Below are 16,043 nucleotides of genomic sequence, written 5' to 3' on the forward strand. Positions count from 1 at the left end.
AACCCGTCATTTCCGCGTCGTACCCGGTAGTAGCGGCGTGATACGTGCGAACCGCACTTGTCGCAAGACGGCATACTCGGCCTTCGACCTATGCTGATGATATAAATGAGGGGTAAAAGTAACAGCTTGGTAGCTACTACTTCACCGGGCGCGAGGCTGCCGATCACTCTGCCCTCACCGTTTTATTGCAAGTAACACTCTTTGTTGAAGTATGAAATGTAGCGACTGCGGGTTTGACCCAGATCTGGAAGACAGCGCGCTTCATACTGGGTTGAAAGAGCACGGCTACGAGATAGGGTTCTATCGATTCGATTTCGGGCCGGAAGGTGGTGGGACTGTACGACTCTGCCCTTGTTGTGGGAACACGGTGGAGCGCGACGAACCGGAGAGTTACGCCTTTTCCTGGGTCAATTCCGAGATAGAATCTCCCGACGATTCTTTGGGTGGGGCAGTTTGGCCACCATATCTCCAGCCCCAAGGAGAACCAGGTACATGTTCAAATTGCGAAGAACTTGTTCAACCAAGCGAAATCGAGGTTTATGACACCGACGGAGAGGGGGTCACGCATATCTTCTGTAGCCGAGACTGTCATGAAACATGGCATGAGGAGTTCTACGAGCCATAGTGATCCCATTCACCCTGGGGATTAGAACTTACCAGCTCTCAATGTGTGGCGTGAAACGCCAGTACTCACCGTCATAGAGTTGGACAAGCACTTTCCCTAACTCGTCGTTTGTGAGCCGGTCGGTGCCATCCCTCAGGCCCATCACATCCCGGAATCTGCTGGTACAGCCCTCACGATCCTGTGTGATAGAAATCACGTCTCTCCCGTCGCTTACTACTTCGACGGCTCTTCCCATCTCTGCCATCCCGAGTCGGGTAGAGCGTGACTCAGCAGTGACGCCTATCGCATTGCGAAACTCTTGCAGAAGGCCTTCGCGGTCGCGTACGGTGACAAACCAATTAATCCGCTCTTCCAGCGGCCACATGTGGAAGTTTACCGGAAAGTAGAGTTGGCCCATCAGTACTCTTCGACGTCGAGGCCTTGGACGCGGTCGAAGTGGCCGTCTCGTGTGATCAACGTCCCTCCTGTATCACGGACCATGCCCGCGATGAGGGTATCCATTGCACCGATCTTGTCCCCACTCTCTCGGAGTTCCGCCTTGATTAGTGCGGCTTCCGCAGCGCCACTGGCGCTGAGTTCCAGTGGCTCAACCCAGTCAAGGTCATTCCGGGCGTCCTCAACACCGTCTCGGCCGCGGAGTCTCGCCGCGCCGACGAATACCTCATGGAGTGCCACCGTCGGCGCAAAGAGGGGAAGCTGCTCGTTCACTTCCAGGAACTCTGCCATCGAACTCTCCCCGTGCAGATAGTCGATAAGCGCGTTAGTGTCCAAACAATTCATCCTGACGCTCCCTGAAGTCCTCGTCGAGGTCGTCGCGTGCCGCTTCGACTTCTTCGCGGAGGCCGCTGTCCTTCCATGCCCCGAATCCCTTCATGATGTCCTGCTCGCCGCCAGTCATCCGGAGAAGGACGTCTGTGAAGCTTTCATCCTCCCGTTTCATTTCCCGCAAGCGCTCGTACGCTTCCTCGGTTACTGTGATCGTTTTCGTTGCCACAACGTAAACATACACATACACATAGATATAAGTAACGGGAGTGCAAAGGAGGTTGTAGACAGGCCGGTCGCGTCGCTCCCCGTTCGAGCGAGTGGATGACTGGGAAATGACGCCGGAGGTGGAGACTCCGACGCCGGTGCTGTCGGCCGAGACCAAACAGCAATGGCAACTAACATCACGACGTCGGATAACTCCGACGACCGACAGCGGTACAGCCGTGACGAAAACGAGTTTCCCGTCGCCTTCGCGCAGCTCCGCGGCGACGGTCCACAGACGGTGCGGGAACCATGAGCAGCGAGCGTCTCTTTGTCGACGAAGATGCGCCACCGCTGAGTGAGGTTTCGTCGACGATCGCCAGCGCTGGGGCCGGCGGGGTCGCACTGTACGAACAGCGTGACACCGTCGACGTGACAGTACAACCGGTCCGGGAGGAGAGCGCCGACGAGGACGTGACGGTGAGATTCACCGTCGGGGGTTGCGGAGAAGCGGAGCTATCGCTCGCCGAGGATGATGCACTGGCATTGGTTGATTCGATACGCCAGGCGCTCGAAGTCGAGAGCTTCGAGTGAGGCGCTAAGCGCCCTTCGCGTCCGGTCATGCCGAGGAAACCCCCACCCTCACGGGGCGGGAACGGGGTTGCAAGACCCCAACCGAGAGAGTCGGGACACGAGCAGATTCTTCACACCCGGCCACGACGGGCGAGTTATGCCGAAAAGGGCCGAGAGCGCCATTCATAATGAAATCGAGGAGCATTGGCTGGAAATGTTGGAGAGAGAATACCTGCCATCGATATACCGGGACAATTCAGGAACCTTACACCCCGCCAACGACAGCACGGCCGATTGGGGGGCAGATGAGTGGGGAATCTATGATATTGGCGTCCTCGTAGGGTTGGAGCAGGCTCTTGTAGCGGTCGAGGACCACGACGAAGGCGAGTAGCAAACCCCTGTTGACGAGCTTTCCTAAACGTGCCTTCATTATCGGTTGTCGGGGTGGCTGTGATCTTGGACTTATTTCGGGATTGGTCAACCGATGCGTCCGGATGCGGAGTTTAGCAGTCGCTGTCCAATGGGCAACTCTCACCTCAAAAATTGGTGTGCGAAATCACGCGGGGGGCTGTTCTTTCGCGTTATTCACCGCGCCATCAAGTTTTATCAGCTGCTTTGCGACTTCGCTATCTGTGTCGAACCTGTAACGAGTCGGCGTCGACTCAGGGACTTCGGTTATTATTCCAATATCCTTTAGCCGAGGGAGGTGCGTGTGCACCGATTTCCGGCTAATGTCTGCGAATTCCGCCAGCTCGGACTGGTTGAATTCTCTTTTCGGGGGGAGACTTAGCAGTGCATCAACCATCTTGACCACTGATTCTGTCCCAGCAATCGTCTGCCACCCACTTCGTGGTGCCTCGGCACCCACAGGCTTCCCAGGTGGGCCAGAAACATCGTTCACCATATGCATTAACATGTTATGTGCCCCTAGTGTAAACATTTTCCCATTAGTGTGTAACTGCTTACACAACCCTTAAATGTTCAGAAAATAATATTAGTAAATGTACGATGGCGGCCTCAGACGAAGAGATCGAATGCGCATTGGCCTTCGAATTATCACGCAATCATGCATGGGCGCAGGCCGTCGATGTTGACGATTTAGTCGGTGATTCCAACGTTTTGGATGAACAGCGGGGGAGAGATGTCGCACGGGACGCCCTCCCTGAACGGGAGTTTATTGGATACCATCCGGGGAAAGATCAACTCTGGCTAAAAATCCCACCTGCTGATGCTTTAGCTCAGTTTCTCCGCGATAACTGTGGTTACGGTGAGTTGCAGATCGAGGCTACGTTGGACTCGCATTTCGACGGGTTCTGAGCGTATCGCGCCCCATCTATTCAGTAACGACTTGGAATACAATTCGTGGGCGGCGGGGTCACTATCACTCGAAAATCGTGGTTTAGCTCCTTCTGAGTCTCGATGAGTTCCATATGAAAACTCATCGAAACCGGGGCAGAAATGTGGGGCGGTCAATCTGAAGTGTCGAAATCAGCCGTATTGGTAGATGAATACTGCCCCCTCTTCCAGTATATTTAATGAGTTTCAGTACCATGTATTTGATAGCTTTCGCATGCCATATAGAGACCAATTGCCTCTTCCGGCTGAAGGGTTCTCTCGGTTCAACGAAGCCGCCCATGAACACGACGATCCCCAGTACCGACTCGTCGGTCAGATGCTCCTACACACTGGCCTACGTAACGGCACTGTCGGCCACTGCCACGAAGACTGGATAGAGCAGGGCCCACACGGCCTCCAAATCCGAGTGCCGCGCCAGTGGCCCTGTACTATCGGCAACGGGGACACAGGTTGCTATCACTGCAAGAAGGAGATTTCACGTGGCCCGCCGGACACCTGGCGGCCTAAATCCGAAGCGGGGACCCGAGTCGTTCCGGTTCCGAGTGACTTCTACGACTACCACCTGGACAAACGGGTCTCTATCAAACTGCCCGAACTACTGGACAATTACTTCTCACTGAACAATTCCGTTTCTACCAGCACCAGCAAAATCAGTGAGATTGTGCATCACCTCGCACGAGACGCCGGCCTCGAGGAGATACAAGGCCGCGGGTGGGTTGAGCGCACCCACTGCGGCCGGACAGAACAGTTCCCCGACGTCACGCCGCACGATCTCCGCGGCTCCTGGGCGTGCCAGCTCGTCCGCAGCGACGTCAACCGCTTCCGGGCCCGCGACTGGGGCGGGTGGGCCGACGTCGCAATGCTCAATAAATACGCGAAGTTCGTCGGCGGCGGCGACGGCAGCGACCGCGAGAAGTACTGAGTGGAGACATGGAACCATAGCTCAACCCCCCAGCGAGGGCGGAATCGATGAGAGGTTTCGGGAGATATCGGTTGAGGGATAGCTACAGCCCACGCATGGCATAGGTTTTGATTGCTTTGCGCCCCCACAATATCTGTCCGCAGTCGGGCATGCTGAAGGCCAAGGCGAAGGACGAAGCGAATATATAGCCAATTGACACAATGAAAGTATGGCAGACCCGCTAACCTCCTCTGTCCTGTCCGGCGTCGCGAACGCAGCAGGGAGTCGGGTCATAGAGGAGTTTGTTAAAGGCAAAGATGACCATACAGAGTGGCGACAACAGGTGATTGACATGGCCACCGAAGCGGAGGCCGCCAGAAGGTTCTCGATCGATTTAGGACACCACCCGGACCGGGATGGGTTGAAACAAATCATGGGACAACTCGGGAAGCAGATCGCGAAACTGGAAGTTATCGGCGAGAGGCGAGGATATCCCGACAAGGAAGTTGAACGAGTCCATGAATTGGCTGAGATATGTAGTAACTACGCGACAGCGGGGAGGAACCACTCGGGTGTTGCTGAAAGAGAACTGTCTGAGGAATTACCCGAGGCCCTTGAGCAAATATACGCGTTTGTAGAGTAAGACGGGTTCCTAATTCCCCCAACAGAGGTCTATAATATCCTATAGGCATTCCTATAGGAACCTATAGGCTGTGTGGTGGGAGAGATTTATTATATTTTATGGGGTTTTGTTTAAGTACACCGAGGATCGCTTTTTAAGATAAGAGCCAAGACTCACTACTGGGAAAAACCCGAACAGCAAGTAGAAAGGCTGTACTCGGGGATTCTGTTTTGCAACTTCTGGCATGGGGCAAGAGACTTTACACATTGTCTCGCTACCTTGTCTTGCAAGTAGTACTCGGCCGGCGTCCTCAGGTGTGCACTGGGTTTGGTCGAGATCGCGAAAGCAGGAGGTGTTCGAACTATTGCCTATTGACCCAGCACAGTACGAGGTTTGGTTAGGTGTCATCGCGAAGGTTCTCACTCTGGGAGTATTGGTGCTCAGGTTGTACCGACGGCGGACCGATAATTAAGATGACTCTCAAGAGTTAGAGACTGGGGCACCAATCATCCGGCGCCCTCAGGTGTGCATTCTGACGTTATGAGCCGAGATAAATGAATTTACTGCACCACTTAAGAACGGACTCTGCGTGGCTATAGGAACGGTGCGAGATATTCTGTTGGGATACCTGTAGGAACCAATAAACAGCGTGTGGCTTGGTCCTGTATAGCTTTGCCGACGCTCACGGTCGATTTTAATGGAGAGTTAGAGGGCTGTGCCCCCTGGCCTCCCGTGTAGGGTGGCCTTTGTGCATTCTCCTTCTACACAACACGCCTTGGGTCTCGGCGCGTCATACCAAATGTGACATACCCATTTATTTATTTTTATCACTGGGATTTACTTTATCAAGCATGTTGGTATCACACCAAACCCTATAGGTTCCTATAGGAACAACTGTAGGAGCCTATAGCCCACGTGTGGCGTGATCTTGCTTTGCTTTCCGGGCGGTTTCCATATCATCGGGCGCGGCCTCTTGGAGACCGAGGCGGAGAGCAAGGCGAAGGACCTCGCTCCGGTCAGGCGGTTCGGTCCCGCCGAGGTCGAGTTCCTTGCGAAGGGCCTCCCCGTACGCCTGGAGGTGTTCGGGGTGGTCCTCCAGCGCGGCCATGAGTGCCGCAATATCGCCGTCCCACACGGACACCGTCTTTTGACGCCCACCCTCGTCGATTTCCTCCAGGTACTCGACCATACTCTCACGGAGGTCCTCATACACGTCCGCCCCCGCAGCCTCGTCAAGGCGGTCCCCGTGGTCGGTCGCTTCCCGGAGTTGGTCAAGGTCTGGGTCGTCGCTCACTGTTCGGCCCCCTGGAGGCGCTCGACGAGTACCTCGGCAGCGGCGAGGTACGCCTCCCGAGCCCGGTCGGCCGTCGTGCTTGGCTCGGCGAGGGCAAACGCCGTGTGGCCTCGGTCGGTCGCGTTCCGAATATCCTGCGAGTAGGGGACGTAATCAGGCGCTATCGACTCGGGGTACTCCTCTTTGAACGCCTGGAGGTATTCCTCGGCGAGTTTCGTCCTCGTGTCGACTTTATTCGGCAGTACGAGCGAGAGGGAGATTGCGACGTCAAACGACTCGCGGATTTTGTCCAGGTCCCGGCGAAGCGCGTCGGCCTGTTCGGCCTCAAACGGTCCCATTTCCACGGGTGCAATTACGCTGTGAGCCGCCCACAGTCCGTTGTACGATACGTTATTGGTGAGCCCCGGAAGGTCAATAAGAACGACATCGTACCCCAGCGGGTCGACGTACTCGTCAAGGAACGCCTCCAAGCGGGTGTACCGTTCCCGAGCGTCGTCGATATTTCCGAGCTCGGCGTCAAGGCTGTCGAGACCGGGGTGGGCGGGTATCAGGTCAACGCCCTCGTCGGTCGGGAGGATAAGGTCGGCTGTCGCTTTGTCACCGAGTTTCTCCGCGATCGTCGGCCATTGGTCATCGAATACCGTCGCGATATTCGGCCATGCCTCGTCGTTCGCTATCTGTTCTTGATACTCGTCGAATACCCCGAGGTGTTTCCCGAGGTCGCCCTGCTTCCCGGCGAGGTCTATCAACAGGACATCGTGGCCCAACTCGTCGAGCGCGACGCCGAGGTGTGCGACCGTCGTGGTCTTGCCGGTTCCACCTTTGTCGAGGAACGTCGCCGCACGGAGTGTTTCGTTCATTGCTATAGGATTCTATAGGATTCGCTATAGCCTTGAATCTACGTCAGACAGCCGTCTTACCATGGCTATAGGAATAACTAAAGGAACGTACAAGCGCGAATGAGTACTCGCCAGGGCTCCCCTGGGGGGAGGGGGGCAGGTACACACGCGCGTGTGTATTCGCCGGCGAGCTGAGGTCAGCAAAACTCGGCCGGATTGGTTGGTGGGGTGATACTCTTTTGATCTATCTCAGACAAACAGCTTGCTGCCCTATAGGAATCTATAGGATAATCTCTGCTGCTACCCCCCGGGCCGCCCCAATCTGTACTGCGCGCGCGTGTCTGCCGCTGGAGATGAAATTCAAATTTCGACGGCGGTTCTACTCAGATAACACCACACCCCCTCTTGCCCTGTCTGTGCATAATACGCGTGTGTGTGTGTACCGGTCGGCGAAATTCGACGGGAGGCGAGGACCGGGTCGAGTGAGATTTTCCTGTATGGATTGAGTGGACGGTCCCCCCGATCGCCGAGGCGCCGATTAGCGATCGCTCGAGAAACTGATTTCCTGACAACTTACGCGCTCGCGCGATTAAAATAGAATAGAGCCAACCCCCGGGGGATACCCGAGGCTATCGGTCGCCGGCTCGCGACGGCGACGAGCGGGCGTGTTAGCTCACTGTTGGGTCGGCGACACACTCCTCGAGCCCTTCCGAGGCCGGGATCGTCGGCCGCGAGGGGGGGGTCACGCCTGTCTCACCGACCTCGTCGTCGCGACTTCTGAAATTCCACGTATGTAGTTTCCTATTAGCCGATTTTTCGTAAGTCTCTGGCGTACTGTCGTCGGCGCTCTCGGCGTCGGGGAGGTCTATATCGGCCGTTCCTGGGTCCTCGTCGAGTTCGTACTCGTAGCCGACGCCGGGGCCGCCCTCCTGGACGACGCGAAGGTATCCACTCTCGCGAAGGTCGGCGAGTACATTCTGTACCTGTCGCCGGCCGACGGCGCGGTCGTCGTCGGCGATCGCCTCGACGACGTCGTTCGCCGTGAACACCTCGCCGGTGAATTGCTTCGCCGCCTCGGCGACAGCGAGCGTCCCCTTGGAGTGAGCCGAGAGCACGGCGCCCTCGTCGTCGACGGGGAGGTCGTCCCGGAGCGCCGAGGTGTGGGCAAAGACGACGGTCGCCTGATCGTTCCGCCCGGCGCGGAGTATCGCCTGCATGGTGTAGTCCTCCCGCATATACTGGAGGTACGCGTTCGCGACGTCGCTCCCGTAGTCGAGCCCGGCACCGCGGGTGTCGCCTCGGCCGGCATCCTCACCAGCAAGCACGCCCCACTTCTCGGGGACGGCGTCGCTGTAGTGTTGCGTCCCCAGGATAACCAGCACGCGCCGGTCGCCGAGGGCGTCGGACCCCTTCATGTTCTCGTAGTTGATGAGGTCGCTCGCGTGTTCGTCGAGGTCGTCCTCAAGGTAGTTCAGTACCTTCAACGTCGAAATGACAGCGGGGTCGTCGTCCTCGAGTGTGTCCGGGCCGACGCCGGTGTACTCCTCGGCGACGGTTTTCACGAGTTCGAGGTCCTCGTTGAAATTCTTCCCGTCGGGGTTTCCGTGGTACGGCAGCGGGTCGCTCGCCGTTTGGACGACGGTGAGATTCATCGTGTCGCGTAGGAACGCTCGGCGCTCAGCGTCGCTGTCGTGAATATCTCGCCGTTGAGTATCCCGCCCGATGGCGAGGCGCCACAGCTCCGGACGCCCCGTAGCGTCGAGTCCCAGCAGCGGGCATTTGTTTCCAGTAATGTCGGTGAACGCCGGGGTGTCGACGACAAGCGCGCCGTGGTGATTCTTATCGACGACTATCGCCGCATCATTCTTTTCCAGTCGCTTGAACCGGCCGCCGTCGTCTCCGTCGAACGCGAACGTCTCGGTTTCGACCTCTGGGACGTCACGAGCGATAGCCCCCGCGAGAAGCGCCCACGCGTCGGGGTGTGCGTACCCGTCGTCGGCGTATATCGCGAGTTCGCGACAGCCGTCGCGTCCGCCCTGGAGGGCGGTCACGGCAGCGTCGAGAAGCGCCTCGGGGACGTCCTCGCCCCTGAGCGCCCGGGCGCTGTCCTCCAGGAGGAGGCGAAGGTCGCCCCCCACCGGGAGGTCGGCGGCGGCGTCAAGCACGGCCTCGTCGAGTGGCTCACCGCCGGGGATGTCGACCTCGTGCAGCGGCGTGAGGACGTCATCAATCGCGTTCGCGAGCGAGTACAGGCGTCCGGCGGCGTCGTCGTTGGACTTGTACGCACGGTCGGCGTCGCCCGTCAGCGTGTCGTGAACACCCTTGAGGCGGTCGGCGATCTCGTCGACGTCGACGTCGGTCGCGTCGTCGTCGGTGAGGTTTTCCAGCGCGTCGATAGCGTCCGGTAGTTTCGCGCTCGTCGGGAGGGACCGGTCGAGCGCTGCGGTGTCGCCCTTGAGTAACTTCTCGGCGTTCCGACGGGCCTCACACAGCGAGGCGCCGGCGTCGAGGAGTTCCAGGAGGTCGGCAGCGCCGGCGAGGTCCGCGCCGTCGCCGTCGAGCCACAGATTCACCCACGTGTCGTCGGACAAGTCGGTCTGTGTGAGGTCCTCCCGGGTGTCGACACCGACGAGGGCGTTCGCGAGCCACGTCGCGTGGTCGAGGTACCGGTCGCCGTACTCGTCGACGTACTCGTCGCCGGGGAATTCGTCGAGGACGACAGCGCGGGACCGCTCGACACGCTCGCCGCCGGCGTCTTGCTCGAAATACGTCGTCGCGGAGTCGACATATGCGTGGCCGGGAGCGCCGATTAGGACGTCGGCGCTGTCCGGGTTGCGCACGGTGTCCCACCCCAGCGTGTACGGACAGTCGCCCTCATGCTGACACGGGAGCTCCTCGCCGAATAGCGCCTCGTCGTGGGTGTGAATCTCCGCCGGCGTGTGGCCGAGCGCCCGAGCGGTCTGAGCGGCGATCGCCCACTCCTCGCCGTGCTCGCCGTCGGCCGTCTCACAACTCGCTCGCTCGAGGTCGGCGGTGTCCTCGTCATCCCCGTCGTCGTCCTCGGGAATGTCGACACGGTCGAGGAGCGCCGCCCGGTCGCGGAGGAGGTTGCGGTCGTCGTCGTACACCGCGCCGACGGCCTGGGTTAGGACGACGTCGTCGAATTGCTCCTCGGCGAAAATCGGGAGGTGTCGGGCGGACACACCCGTCTCCGCGGCGTATTCCTCGGCCTGTTCCTTCAATTCGTTACGCCCGGCGGTGTAGAGTATCGGCGTGTCGTCGGCCTGTTTGATAACCGAGTACGTCTTGCCGGCGCCAGGGACGACGGTCACGAGTTGAGCGCGGTCGCGAACGCCGACGGCGTCGCGAATCAGGGCCTCAGTTTTCTCATACGTTTCCTCAAGAGACGGCGCGGCCGAGGACTCCCCCAGGACACTGACAGCCGGCGGGAGAATCGCCACGTGTTCAAGAAGCGTCGCCCGCCACTTCGGCAGCGGAGCGCCGTACTCCTCGCGGAGTAGGCGATACGCCTGTTTGAACGCCTCTCCCGTCGGGTAATCAGTTTCCGAGGCAATAAGACCGTGTTCGAGCGCGACGAGCTGAATCGGCGAGAAAGACACGTCGTGCTCGACACAGTAGAACCCGCGGCCGTACCCGGCGAGAATCCGCTCGCCGCTTTCGCTGTCCTCCCACGTCGGGTCGAGTTTCGCGAAGGCGACCCCGGCGGGGTCCTCGACGGTCACGTCGGACCGCGTTGACCCCAGGATATGCTGGGGACCGACTCGCTCGAGGGCGGCAAACACGAGGTCGTCGCGCTCCTCGAGCGTCGTGTTGTCGAGGTATTTCGGGAGCGGAGCGCCGTAGTGGTCGCGAGCGCGGTAGTACGCCTCGGTGTACCCGCCGTCCCCGGGGAATTGGTCGGGCGAGTCTATACGCCCCTCCGCGAGGGCGACAGCAATCGCGACGTCGTCGACGTCGTCGCGCTCCAGCTCGGGGAGCGGCTCGTCGAGGTCCTCGGGTTCGACGGCGCCGGCAGCAGCGAGCGCGTTCGCCGGCTCGACGACGACGTCGACCTCCAGGAGGTTGCGGGCGCTTTCGGTGTGTTCCTCGCTCTCGTCGGTGGTGTCGTCCTCTAATTCGGGGATACTGTACCCGAGGTCGCGGAGGTGGTCGACGGCGCGGAACCAATCGGCGCCCGAGAGGTCGGTTGGTTGGGTCCGCTCGTCGTAACTGGGGAGGTCCGAACAGTCGATAGCGGCCATAACCTCGACGCCGCCGTACCCGCTGCCCCCAGTGTCGACCCACCGCTCGTCGTTTACAATATTCGCGGTGCCGTTGGCGTTCGGCCCCCACGTCGGCGCGAACGCCTTGTGGTCGTCGGAGGTATTCGCGCTGTCGTTCCAGCTGTGAACGATGGTATCCGCAGCGACGCGCCGGGCGTCGAGGCGGTTGATTGCGTAAAAGACGTCCTTTATGTCATCCGTCGTTTCGTCGGCCGTGGTCGCCGTCGGGTCGTGGTCACCGAGGTCGAGGTCGGAGCTCGCGGAGGGCTCGGGTTTGTCGTCGAACCCGTTCGCTTGAAGGACAGCCCGGAGCGCGTCGCTGTCCCACTCAGCGATCTCGGTACCGCTGTCGGCGACGTGGTCGCCCGTCGCGATACACACGTGCTTGTTGGCGTAAATCTCGACGGCCGGAGCGTCGTCGTTCGCCCCGAACGGCTCGGTATCAATGTCGAACGCCGCTTGTGGGACGCCGTCGAGGGGGATCTCCCCACGATACACCGCGTGAACACCGCTGCCGGAGGTCGAAATGTCGGCGTACGTAACCCCGAGGTGCTCGAGAATAGCCTCGAAAGCGGGGTGTATCTCACCGGTTTCGGGGTCCCGGACGTCATCGCCGTCGACAAACGCGAAGGGGTCGCTGTCGCGCTGGATAAAGACGAGGTCCGACGACAGCGTCGGGTCCTTCTCTGCCCAGTCTCGGGCGGTAGCGTGGTCTGTGTGGACGTGCTCGCGGCTCCCGTCAGAACCCCACTTGTACCCGGCGTGGTGGGAACACTCGGCGCACGTCGTCGCCTCGTCGTGTTCGCTCTTGCTACACTCGACCGGAGCGTCGGCGTCGGCCCACGGCGCGAACGGTGCTTTCCCACCGTCGGCCTGTCGCCCCATCCACGCGTCGCGCTTGATTTGCTCGGGGGCCCACACACCCGGCTCAGGGGAGGTGAAATCGGCCTCGGTCCAACCCCCGACCGTGGGTGGGGTGGCTTCGTCGATTTGCGGACCCGTTTCGTCCCCTTCAGGGGTGGGGGTAGCGTCCGGAAAACCACCTTCCTCGGGCTTCTTTTCGCCGCTATCGGCGGAATCACCTTTCTCGTCAACGAGGCGAACGCGGAGGTCGTCGAGGCCGCCGACCGCCTCCAGGGCGTCGGTGTTTCGGACCGCCTCGCGAACCTCGCGCTCGTCGTAGCCGTTTGCCTCCGCGGTCGCGACGAACTCGTCGACGGGAACGGGATCGTCCTCGTCAAAGTCGCCGACGGTCGCCAGGTACGCCCGCGTGTCGTCAACGAGCCGGTGCCAGTCGAGCGTACTCACGCTGCTATGCCCCCCGTCCGATACGCCTTCTCAGATGTCGTAGAGTCGTCTCTCATATTAGTGTCACACATAACCACCGGTTCACCCCGAGACAAACGACAGCGCTGTCGCTCCTCGTGAGGGCAAACGTTATACTGGGGGACGCTAATAGCAGAAAGTACCTTAACACTCCTGCTGTCACGCCCGTGAGCCGTGGCTTTATCCTGTCTTGTGGGTTGTCTGAAATTGCCCACGAGATGCTTTGTTATAAAACCCGGTGCCGACCTCATTGTTTCCACCCTGCCGATATGACCTCTGACGGCCGTGTGCTGTCCCGCGTTTTCTTCAACACTTTGAGAGCCCCGATCGGGACGGTCCCCCGGTAGCCGATGACCGTGTCGTCGCCGTCGAGCACGTCGACGTCGTCGACGCTCGAGCCGTCGGCGAGCATTATTTCGTCGGCGTCCGCCTCCGGGTGGCGGAGAAGGCGCGACACCGCGCCGCGCTGTTCTGAAAACACCGTTGCGCGGTCGTCGACCTTGTCGAACCTGAATATCGTCTCTTTCTCTTCCGGCGCGAGGTCGGGTTCGATGACGCGCGGTTGTGTCTCGGCGTTGCTCATTCGGACCCACCCCCGAGGTACTCCGCGGCGACGTCGGCGATACGGTCGTTGAGCGGGCCGTCGCTCACACTCCCGTCGGGATAGATGATGTACTCCTCGCCGAGTTTCGAAACCACGAGGACCGCCTGCTCGTCGTCCTCCTCGACCCACACGTCGCCGCTGTCGTCGAGGCGGTCCCGAAGCGCGGCCATGTCTTCCCCGAGGCGGTCGGTGAGCGGGCGCTCCTCCCCGTCCTCGTCGCTGGAGGTATCGCGGGGGGTTTGGGCCTCGGTTGCGTCGCTGCCCTCGTCGCCGGCGTCGTGGTCGCCGTCCTCGGGGCAAATCGTCGCCACGCGCCGAAGGCGCCCCGGTGGGAACGCGTACGTCGAGAGTTCCCCAGTGTCGGCGAGAGGGAGCGCCTCGGTTGTCTCGACGAACTTCGGCTGAGCCTCGGCGAGTTCGTCGCGAAACGCCACCACGACGACCTCCGTGCCGGCGTCGTATCCGGGATTGTCGTCGGCGACAGTCGTTACGCCGTCGTGTCGGTGAACGACCCACTCGTCGCACGTTACCGGCGGCGTGTTCACGACGACGGCGTCGTCCGCATCGTCATCTTCGCGATCGCGAACAACGTCGAGGACACCCAGCGGCGGCCTGGTATCAGGCCCCGAACCGTCGGTCATAGCGCTCATCGGACCAACCACCCCCGCCGGCCGTCGTCGCGAGCTACTGGGTCGGCGTCGTTCAGGTCCGCGTGCGGCGTGTCGTCTCGACTGTCGAGCCACGCAGCGACGGCGTCCTCATGCTTGGGATCGGCCCGTGCCCACCCAAGAACGTAGCTCGCTGTCGGATCCGGGTGGAACTCGACAAACTGGAGGAGTCGCCGGCGCTCAACACCGAGTCGCTCGGCGATCGTAGCAGCGGTGAGTCCGCTTCGGTCGTCGGACGTTCGGGTATCGGCGCTCACTTGGCCCCACCTCCGTCGACCACGGCGAGACGGTCCGCTGGGAACGAATAGGACCCAACAGCGCCAAAGGACACGGCGTCTTTCACGTCCTCGACGGTCCGCCACCCGCCGAGTGCTTCCTCCAACTCGTCGATATAGACAGCGTCAACCACGGGCGCCCCCGGGTCGTACGCATCGTTCACGTCCGCAACAGTGAGGCCGTCGAACTCGTCGAGGACGAACCCGTCAGCCCGGGTTCCCTCCCGAACGTCGATAATGAGGAGTTCGTCGCCGTCGGTGTCGCGGTCGCGGACACGGCTCCCGACGGCCGGCAAGGCATACCGGCCGCCGTCGGCGCGGAGATCGGTGTCGACGGCTTGGGCGGCGTACTCGGTCCTCCAGTCGGCGGAGGCGTCGGTTTGTTCGGTGCGGTTCGCCAGTCGTTCGCTGGTGTATTGCGTATCGTTCATCTGCGAACGGCCGGGCGAACAAGAACCGTCAGAGGAAGGGGTAAAAACATAAGACCCCTCGGACGTAATCCTCTGGTACGGTTCCGTTCCACCAACGGCCGTAACTTCATTCCACTCTCGACCGGACGCACCCACGTCAAACGCCGTTGACCTGCTTGGGACAGGCCTCGGCCGGGTGCAACCCGGTCGGGGTCGTTTCTACGTTCGCCAGCGCCAGCGCCGCCGGGAACGTCTCCGGTGCCGGTCGCGACGTCCGAGGCACGACACGGCGCGTTCGTCTCGTGGCTCACTATTCCGGCTAAGACATAATAAAACCATCCCCTGGTGTTCGTAGTATCAGCTTACTTGTATGTGGCTCGAAAACAAAACCTCGACTCTTATGCACCCCACCCGATTTTGAAGCCTTCAAAGCCATGAAATCGCGCGCTTAGGTTTGTTTTCGCCTCCGAAAACTATTTCCACCAGCGCAAATAAAGGCGTATATGGGCAGGACACCGGCTGTAACGAAGGAACAAGTTTTCCAGGTTCTTCGGGACAGGGACCGAGATAGCGAACCGGTGTTAGCAACTAACGACGTCGCCGAACGTGTCGGGACATCCAGACCGACAGCTAAGAAACGCCTTGACGCCCTCGTTGAGGACGGCCGTGTTGCCACCAATACTCACGGACAGGTGCCGGTATACTGGCCTGTTGACGAGCGAATGGCGAAACATTCGACGCCCATCTCTGGAGAGCTCCTTGAAGATGTGGATGCATACGCGGAGAAGCATGGCGGCGACCGGGGGGATGCTGTCCGCCGACTTGTCGAGATCGGTCTTGAAGCCGAATCTGTCGGTGTCAAGCCCGGGGAAATGAAGGTAACACTCGACTCTCTCGAAGATGAGGTTGACCGCTACAAGGATGAAATTGACAGGTGGAAAGAATACACACTTGCTGGCGGATTAGTAACACTCGGGCTTGTTCTTGCAATCTTAGGGGTTGGTGGGTCCGGCTTACCAAGTGGAATTTTAGGAGGCTACCTCCCAACGGTTGTCGAGGGCTTGCAGCTTCTGTCGGGCGTGACGATGCTTGCCGGGGTTTTTGTTTGGCTGGCACTATTTTTCAGCCCCTATATCAATAAATTGACCGCCCCTGTCCGCAATTCCCTCGGTCGGGACTAATCCCCACTGGCTGTTGTCTCACCGCTTGGGGTAGAACGAGTTTTGTAATCGGACCGCGCCCCGGCGGCAATACGCTCTCGGGTCGCCGGGTTGGCACAGGCAGGACACCCGTGAAGG

General features: G+C 60.2%; 20 protein-coding genes. 8 read left to right on the forward strand and 12 right to left on the reverse strand.

Annotated features, from left to right (window positions below):
• Nucleotides 1-211: 211 nt before the first annotated feature.
• Nucleotides 212-625, forward strand: coding sequence for a hypothetical protein (locus ACOZ4I_RS17310; RefSeq protein WP_424004844.1), 414 nt, complete (start codon nt 212-214; stop codon nt 623-625).
• 28 nt (nt 626-653) lie between these two features.
• Here the strand turns inward: ACOZ4I_RS17310 and ACOZ4I_RS17315 are convergent, their stop codons facing one another.
• From ACOZ4I_RS17315 to ACOZ4I_RS17325, 3 genes are read right to left on the reverse strand one after another with little or no spacing between them, the layout of a single operon-like run.
• Entirely contained in the window at nt 654-1,022 is a 369-nt protein-coding gene (locus tag ACOZ4I_RS17315; protein WP_424004845.1) for a hypothetical protein, read from the reverse strand.
• Nucleotides 1,022-1,351 carry a PIN domain-containing protein gene (locus ACOZ4I_RS17320; protein ID WP_424004846.1) on the reverse strand — a complete coding sequence of 110 codons (330 nt, stop codon included), beginning with the start codon at nt 1,349-1,351 and terminating at the stop codon, nt 1,022-1,024. The genes ACOZ4I_RS17315 and ACOZ4I_RS17320 overlap by 1 nt, the downstream gene beginning before the upstream one ends.
• A 34-nt stretch (nt 1,352-1,385) precedes the next feature.
• Nucleotides 1,386-1,619, reverse strand: coding sequence for an antitoxin VapB family protein (locus tag ACOZ4I_RS17325; protein WP_424004847.1), 234 nt, complete (start codon nt 1,617-1,619; stop codon nt 1,386-1,388).
• 162 nt (nt 1,620-1,781) lie between these two features.
• On the opposite strand from ACOZ4I_RS17325, the gene ACOZ4I_RS17330 reads away from it, so the two are divergent.
• From ACOZ4I_RS17330 to ACOZ4I_RS17340, 3 genes are all read left to right on the forward strand, one after another.
• Nucleotides 1,782-1,910: a hypothetical protein gene (locus ACOZ4I_RS17330; RefSeq protein ID WP_424004848.1), complete on the forward strand. Its 129-nt coding sequence runs from the start codon at nt 1,782-1,784 to the stop codon at nt 1,908-1,910.
• Nucleotides 1,907-2,188 carry a hypothetical protein gene (locus ACOZ4I_RS17335; protein ID WP_424004849.1) on the forward strand — a complete coding sequence of 94 codons (282 nt, stop codon included), beginning with the start codon at nt 1,907-1,909 and terminating at the stop codon, nt 2,186-2,188. Before ACOZ4I_RS17330 ends, ACOZ4I_RS17335 begins: the two co-directional genes overlap by 4 nt.
• Nucleotides 2,189-2,324: 136 nt before the next feature.
• On the forward strand, nt 2,325-2,558 hold the full coding sequence (locus ACOZ4I_RS17340) for a hypothetical protein (protein ID WP_424004850.1): 234 nt from the start codon (nt 2,325-2,327) through the stop codon (nt 2,556-2,558).
• A gap of 165 nt (nt 2,559-2,723) precedes the next feature.
• Here ACOZ4I_RS17340 and ACOZ4I_RS17345 read toward each other — a convergent pair whose 3' ends face one another.
• A complete protein-coding gene (locus ACOZ4I_RS17345; protein WP_424004851.1) occupies nt 2,724-3,071 on the reverse strand; it encodes a winged helix-turn-helix domain-containing protein in 348 nt (115 codons plus the stop codon).
• 104 nt (nt 3,072-3,175) lie between these two features.
• On the opposite strand from ACOZ4I_RS17345, the gene ACOZ4I_RS17350 reads away from it, so the two are divergent.
• From ACOZ4I_RS17350 to ACOZ4I_RS17360, 3 genes are all read left to right on the forward strand, one after another.
• Entirely contained in the window at nt 3,176-3,484 is a 309-nt protein-coding gene (locus ACOZ4I_RS17350; RefSeq protein WP_424004852.1) for a hypothetical protein, read from the forward strand.
• A 253-nt stretch (nt 3,485-3,737) separates the two neighbouring features.
• Nucleotides 3,738-4,445, forward strand: coding sequence for a site-specific integrase (locus ACOZ4I_RS17355; RefSeq protein WP_424004853.1), 708 nt, complete (start codon nt 3,738-3,740; stop codon nt 4,443-4,445).
• Nucleotides 4,446-4,653: 208 nt separating this feature from the next.
• On the forward strand, nt 4,654-5,067 hold the full coding sequence (locus tag ACOZ4I_RS17360) for a hypothetical protein (RefSeq protein ID WP_424004854.1): 414 nt from the start codon (nt 4,654-4,656) through the stop codon (nt 5,065-5,067).
• 883 nt (nt 5,068-5,950) lie between these two features.
• On the opposite strand, the gene ACOZ4I_RS17365 is transcribed toward ACOZ4I_RS17360, so the two are convergent.
• The 8 genes from ACOZ4I_RS17365 to ACOZ4I_RS17400 form a co-directional block, all read right to left on the reverse strand.
• Nucleotides 5,951-6,340 carry a hypothetical protein gene (locus ACOZ4I_RS17365; protein WP_424004855.1) on the reverse strand — a complete coding sequence of 130 codons (390 nt, stop codon included), beginning with the start codon at nt 6,338-6,340 and terminating at the stop codon, nt 5,951-5,953.
• Nucleotides 6,337-7,200 carry a ParA family protein gene (locus tag ACOZ4I_RS17370; protein WP_424004856.1) on the reverse strand — a complete coding sequence of 288 codons (864 nt, stop codon included), beginning with the start codon at nt 7,198-7,200 and terminating at the stop codon, nt 6,337-6,339. The genes ACOZ4I_RS17365 and ACOZ4I_RS17370 overlap by 4 nt, the downstream gene beginning before the upstream one ends.
• A 647-nt stretch (nt 7,201-7,847) precedes the next feature.
• Complete coding sequence (locus tag ACOZ4I_RS17375) at nt 7,848-12,770, reverse strand: hypothetical protein (protein ID WP_424004857.1); 4,923 nt, start codon at nt 12,768-12,770, stop codon at nt 7,848-7,850.
• A gap of 265 nt (nt 12,771-13,035) precedes the next feature.
• Nucleotides 13,036-13,371, reverse strand: coding sequence for a hypothetical protein (locus ACOZ4I_RS17380; protein ID WP_424004838.1), 336 nt, complete (start codon nt 13,369-13,371; stop codon nt 13,036-13,038).
• Nucleotides 13,368-14,042 carry a hypothetical protein gene (locus ACOZ4I_RS17385; RefSeq protein ID WP_424004839.1) on the reverse strand — a complete coding sequence of 225 codons (675 nt, stop codon included), beginning with the start codon at nt 14,040-14,042 and terminating at the stop codon, nt 13,368-13,370. Before ACOZ4I_RS17385 ends, ACOZ4I_RS17380 begins: the two co-directional genes overlap by 4 nt.
• Nucleotides 14,039-14,317 carry a hypothetical protein gene (locus ACOZ4I_RS17390; protein ID WP_424004840.1) on the reverse strand — a complete coding sequence of 93 codons (279 nt, stop codon included), beginning with the start codon at nt 14,315-14,317 and terminating at the stop codon, nt 14,039-14,041. Before ACOZ4I_RS17390 ends, ACOZ4I_RS17385 begins: the two co-directional genes overlap by 4 nt.
• Entirely contained in the window at nt 14,314-14,766 is a 453-nt protein-coding gene (locus ACOZ4I_RS17395; RefSeq protein WP_424004841.1) for a hypothetical protein, read from the reverse strand. Before ACOZ4I_RS17395 ends, ACOZ4I_RS17390 begins: the two co-directional genes overlap by 4 nt.
• 136 nt (nt 14,767-14,902) lie before the next feature.
• On the reverse strand, nt 14,903-15,028 hold the full coding sequence (locus ACOZ4I_RS17400; protein WP_424004842.1) for a hypothetical protein: 126 nt from the start codon (nt 15,026-15,028) through the stop codon (nt 14,903-14,905).
• Nucleotides 15,029-15,248: 220 nt separating this feature from the next.
• Here ACOZ4I_RS17400 and ACOZ4I_RS17405 point away from each other — a divergent pair, with 220 nt between their 5' ends.
• Entirely contained in the window at nt 15,249-15,926 is a 678-nt protein-coding gene (locus tag ACOZ4I_RS17405) for a winged helix-turn-helix transcriptional regulator (protein WP_424004843.1), read from the forward strand.
• Nucleotides 15,927-16,043 lie beyond the last annotated feature (117 nt).

Origin of the sequence: Haloarcula salina, from assembly GCF_049603855.1 — an archaeon.
Classification (GTDB): domain Archaea; phylum Halobacteriota; class Halobacteria; order Halobacteriales; family Haloarculaceae; genus Haloarcula; species Haloarcula salina_A.